Genomic DNA, 4,552 nt, shown 5'->3' on the forward strand with positions numbered 1-4,552 from the left:
GATGTGTATAAGAGACAGCCCCGCGAGTGGTACGTCTCGCACAACCGTCGCCTCAAGGCCATGCGCCTGGCGATATCCCTGCTCGACACCGGGGTGTACCAGCCGGTGAGCGCGAGCAACGCCCGTATCCGCGCGGAGGCCGACCGCCTCGCCATCCACCCGCCGTCCGACACCACCTGCCGCATGGTCCGCGCCCTGATCCGCTACGGCCGCTGACCTCTGCCCGTGCCCCCGGAGCGCCCGGGGGCACGGCCCGCCGGGGCCCCGACGGCCCCACCCCGGGACGTGACGACGCCGACGCCCTCCGCCTGCCCCTACCGGACCGGCACCGCCTCCCGGGCCACCGGGGGCACCGGTCCCGTACGCCCCCGGCGTCGCCACCGCCGTACGGCCGCGGGCACCCACGGGGCGGCGCCCACCAGCACGAGCACCGCCACCCACGGCGCCCGCCACCAGCCCGACACGGTGGCGGGGACCGCGGCGACCCACGGCCGCGCCGCCTTCGACCAGGCCAGGAACGCGTCACCGACCGGCAGCAGCCCGAAGGCGTACCGCTTGGTCCACGGGGTGCCGACCGGCAGCCCCGCCAGCTCGCTGTAGTTGGCCAGCGCACCGGCGAGCGGCGCGTCGCCCTGCACCTGGGCCGCGCCCAGGGTGACGACCGTCGCCGACAGGCTCACCGCCGCTGCGACCGGCGCCCCACGCGGCTGACCGCCCTCCCCGGGCGTACGACCAGGGTCACCCGGCCTTGCGCGCCCTCACCGCCATGACGACCGGCGTCGGAGCCCCGTGCTCGGCGAACCGCTCAGGTGCCAGCCCGGCGTCGAGGAAGACGTTCAGCAGCCCGGCAAGCGGCAGATGGCTCGCGCCCACCTTGTCGCGCAGCCCCTGGTCCGTCCATGACGTGGTGGTCCGTCCGGTGCCGAGGTAACCGGGCCGGATCACCACGGCCTCCGCGTCCGAACGGTCGGCGAATCCACCGCAGAAGCACGGATGAACCCCGACGTGCACGAACACCCCGCCTGGCCGCAGGACCCGCTCCGCTTCCCGCAGTACGGCCGGGTAGTCGGGCATGTCCCGGCGCAAGGCTGCCCCCGGCCCACCGGCGACGCCGGAGCCCGGCTGCGGGCACGTCGAAGAGGCCGCCACCCACGAGGGGGACGGCCTCTTCGGGGCCCCGTGGCCCGACGCGCTTCTCAGAGGTCGAAGTACAGCTCGAACTCGTGCGGGTGCGGGCGCAGCTGGATCGGGGCGATCTCGTTCGTGCGCTTGTAGTCGATCCACGTCTCGATCAGGTCCGGCGTGAAGACACCGCCGGCCTGGAGGTACTCGTGGTCCGCCTCCAGCGCTTCGAGGACCGCCGGGAGCGACGTCGGGACCTGCTCGACGCTCGCGTGCTCCTCCGGGGCCAGCTCGTAGAGGTCCTTGTCGATCGGCTCCGGCGGCTCGATCTTGTTCTTGACGCCGTCCAGGCCGGCCATCAGCAGGGCCGAGAACGCCAGGTACGGGTTGGAGGACGGGTCCGGAGCGCGGAACTCCACGCGCTTGGCCTTCGGGTTCGAGCCCGTGATCGGGATGCGCATCGCGGCGGAACGGTTGCGCTGCGAGTACACCATGTTGACCGGGGCCTCGAAGCCGGGAACCAGGCGGTGGTAGGAGTTCACCGTCGGGTTGGTGAACGCCAGCAGCGACGGGGCGTGCTTCAGGATGCCGCCGATGTAGTAGCGCGCCATGTCCGAGAGGCCTGCGTAGCCCTGCTCGTCGTAGAAGAGCGGGGAGCCGCCGGCCCACAGGGACTGGTGGACGTGCATGCCCGAGCCGTTGTCACCGAAGATCGGCTTCGGCATGAAGGTCGCGGTCTTGCCGTTGCGCCAGGCGATGTTCTTCACGATGTACTTGAAGAGCATCAGGTCGTCGGCCGCGGCGAGCAGCGTGTTGAACTTGTAGTTGATCTCGGCCTGGCCGGCGGTGCCCACCTCGTGGTGCTGGCGCTCGACCTGGAGGCCGTTCCGGTCCAGTTCCAGGGACATCTCGGCCCGCAGGTCGGCGAAGTGGTCGATCGGCGGGACCGGGAAGTAACCGCCCTTGTACCGGACCTTGTAGCCGCGGTTGTTCTCGAGCGCACCGGTGTTCCAGGCGCCGGCCTCGGAGTCGATGTGGTAGAAGCTCTCGTTCGCCGACGTCTGGAAGCGGACGCTGTCGAAGACGTAGAACTCGGCCTCCGGGCCGAAGTACGCGGTGTCGGCGATGCCGGTCGACGCGAGGTAAGCCTCCGCCTTCCGGGCCACGTTCCGCGGGTCGCGGCTGTACTGCTCACCGGTGATGGGGTCGTGGACGAAGAAGTTGATGTTCAGGGTCTTGTCGCGGCGGAACGAGTCCATCCGGGCCGTCGACAGGTCGGCGCGCAGCGCCATGTCCGACTCGTGGATCGCCTGGAAGCCGCGGATCGACGAGCCGTCGAAAGCCAGGTCCTCGGCCGGGTCGAAGGTCGCCGCGGGGATCGTGACGTGCTGCATCACACCCGGCAGGTCGCAGAACCTGACGTCGACGAACTTGACGTCGTTGTCCGCGATGTATTTCTGCACTTCGTCGGCGTTCTGGAACATCCAACTCCTCCTACTCCCGACCCGGGAAAGGGCGGGGTTGCAGCTCGTTGTGCGGCCAGTGCGGTGGCACACGCCGGCTTCGACCTTAGGCAGGCAGGATTTCTCCAGCATGACCCATTTGTTTCGCACAAGTTAACCAGCCCGGTGGTGGGAGGCACCTCCGCGACGTGTTCCCGTGCCCCGCCCGGCCGGGGGCAAACGCGGGCGCAGTACCGTGGACGGGTGGACAACAGGCAAGTAATCGGATCGTGGCTCTCCGGCCCCCGCGCGGCCGCCGAGGAGATGGGTGCGGACTTCGGTTACCGGGGCCGGCGCCTCGGTCTGCCCGAGGAGGGCCCGGGGTCGGTGGCGCCCCTCGGCCGGCGCTTCGGTGCCCTCTTCATCGACTGGGCCGCCTGCATGCTGATCGCATACGGGCTGTTCGCCCGCGGTGACCAGCAGACGGCCGGCAACTGGGCACTCGTCGTCTTCCTCGTCCTGAGCCTGCTCACCGTCACCACGGTCGGCTCCACCCCGGGCAAGCGCATCTGCGGCCTGCGGGTCATCGCGGACGACGGCAGCCGGCTCGGCTTCGGACGGGTACTGCTGCGGACCGTGCTGCTCCTGCTCGTGATCCCGGCCCTGGTCTGGGACCGCGACAGCCGCGGCCTCCACGACCGGTTCTCCCGCTCCGTCCAGGTGCGTATCTGAGGCCGCTCCTCCAGGTACGTATCTGAGGCCGCCCCGTCCAGATACGTACCTGAGGCCGCCCCGTGCAGGTACGCGTCCAAGGCGCGGGCGCACGGGCCAGGGCGCGCGGACAAGGAAAGAGGGGCGGCCCCCGGACGGATGTCCGTCCGGGGGCCGCCCCTCTCGGTGTCACCGCTCAGCGCATCCTTCCGCCCCGCGGCATCCGCATGCCCTTCGGCATGGGCCCCTTCGGGAGCGGCATGTTGCTCATCAGGTCGCCCATCGCGCGCAGTCGGTCGTTGGCCGCCGTGACCTGCGGGCCGGTCAGGACCCGCGGAAGCTTCAGCATCGTGGTGCGCACCTTCTTCAGCGGCACCTGGCCCTCGCCGTCGCCGACGATGATGTCGTGCACCGGCACGTCCACCACGATCCGGGCCATCCGCTTCTTCTCGGCGGCCAGCAGGCTCTTCACCCGGTTCGGGTTGCCCTCCGCCACCAGCACGATGCCCGCCTTGCCGACGGCACGGTGGACGACGTCCTGGTTGCGGTTCATCGCGACCGCCGGAGTCGTGGTCCAGCCACGGCCCACCCGGTCCAACACGGCCGCGGCCGCGCCCGGTTGTCCCTCCATCTGCCCGAAGGCGGCCCGCTCGGCACGCCGTCCGAAGATGATCGCCATCGCGAGGAAGGCCAGGACGAAGCCCAGGATGCCCGCGTAGATGGGGTGACCGATCAGGAAACCGATCGCGAGGAGGACACCGAAGGTGACGATTCCCACACCCGCGACGACGAGACCCACCTTGGGGTCGGTCCGCCTGGTCATCTTGTAGGTCAGGGCGATCTGCTTGAGCCGCCCCGCGTTCTCGGCGCTGTCCGCGCCTTCAGTGTTTGCCTTCCTCGCCATGGAGCGAAGTTTACGTGGCCCCGGAGCGGCCCGGGCACGGCGGCCCCGGGGTGACCGGGGAACGGTCCGGCGGTGGTCCGGGAACGGCCGGGGAGGCGGGCTAGGAGCGGTGGTCGGCCACGGCCCGCAGGACGTGCTCCGCCTCGACCCGGTCCTTGGCCCTGCGGCGGTCCTCCAGGACCGCGTTCCAGGCGTTGCGGCGGGCGGTGCGCTGTCCGCCGCCCAGGAGCAGCGACTCCACCGCGCGCAGGGCGGTGGTGACGGACGGGAGCGCGTGGGCTCGGACCGGTGCGGCATGCATGGCGGGTGTTCCCCCTCGGAGCGGATGCGCGCGGCGCGCACTGAGTGACGGGAAGCAGTGACGGCGGTGGCA

Annotated in this window: 7 protein-coding genes; 2 read left to right on the top strand and 5 right to left on the bottom strand. The window is 70.8% G+C overall.

Annotated elements, in window-relative coordinates:
- Positions 1–3 precede the first annotated feature (3 nt).
- The gene (locus IH13_RS0114635; protein ID WP_051835845.1) at positions 4–216 is read left to right on the top strand and encodes a hypothetical protein; all 213 of its coding nucleotides are present in this window, start codon (positions 4–6) and stop codon (positions 214–216) included.
- A 98-nt stretch (positions 217–314) separates the two neighbouring features.
- On the opposite strand, the gene IH13_RS0114640 is transcribed toward IH13_RS0114635, so the two are convergent.
- From IH13_RS0114640 to glnA, 3 genes are all read right to left on the bottom strand, one after another.
- Positions 315–680, bottom strand: coding sequence for a hypothetical protein (locus tag IH13_RS0114640; RefSeq protein ID WP_031084530.1), 366 nt, complete (start codon positions 678–680; stop codon positions 315–317).
- Between the two features lie 58 nt (positions 681–738).
- Positions 739–1,074 carry a hypothetical protein gene (locus tag IH13_RS0114645; protein ID WP_199814664.1) on the bottom strand — a complete coding sequence of 112 codons (336 nt, stop codon included), beginning with the start codon at positions 1,072–1,074 and terminating at the stop codon, positions 739–741.
- Between the two features lie 122 nt (positions 1,075–1,196).
- The gene (gene glnA, locus IH13_RS0114650; protein ID WP_031084537.1) at positions 1,197–2,606 is read right to left on the bottom strand and encodes a type I glutamate--ammonia ligase; all 1,410 of its coding nucleotides are present in this window, start codon (positions 2,604–2,606) and stop codon (positions 1,197–1,199) included.
- Between the two features lie 222 nt (positions 2,607–2,828).
- On the opposite strand from glnA, the gene IH13_RS0114655 reads away from it, so the two are divergent.
- Complete coding sequence (locus IH13_RS0114655) at positions 2,829–3,296, top strand: RDD family protein (RefSeq protein WP_082317606.1); 468 nt, start codon at positions 2,829–2,831, stop codon at positions 3,294–3,296.
- Between the two features lie 175 nt (positions 3,297–3,471).
- Here IH13_RS0114655 and IH13_RS0114660 read toward each other — a convergent pair whose 3' ends face one another.
- Together IH13_RS0114660 and IH13_RS0114665 are read right to left on the bottom strand one after the other, a co-directional pair.
- Complete coding sequence (locus tag IH13_RS0114660; RefSeq protein ID WP_031084541.1) at positions 3,472–4,179, bottom strand: DUF4191 domain-containing protein; 708 nt, start codon at positions 4,177–4,179, stop codon at positions 3,472–3,474.
- Between the two features lie 100 nt (positions 4,180–4,279).
- The gene (locus IH13_RS0114665; protein WP_031084543.1) at positions 4,280–4,480 is read right to left on the bottom strand and encodes an SCO2195 family GlnR-regulated protein; all 201 of its coding nucleotides are present in this window, start codon (positions 4,478–4,480) and stop codon (positions 4,280–4,282) included.
- Positions 4,481–4,552: the final 72 nt, after the last annotated feature.

The organism is Streptomyces sp. NRRL WC-3549, assembly GCF_000721935.1.
Lineage (GTDB): Bacteria > Actinomycetota > Actinomycetes > Streptomycetales > Streptomycetaceae > Streptomyces.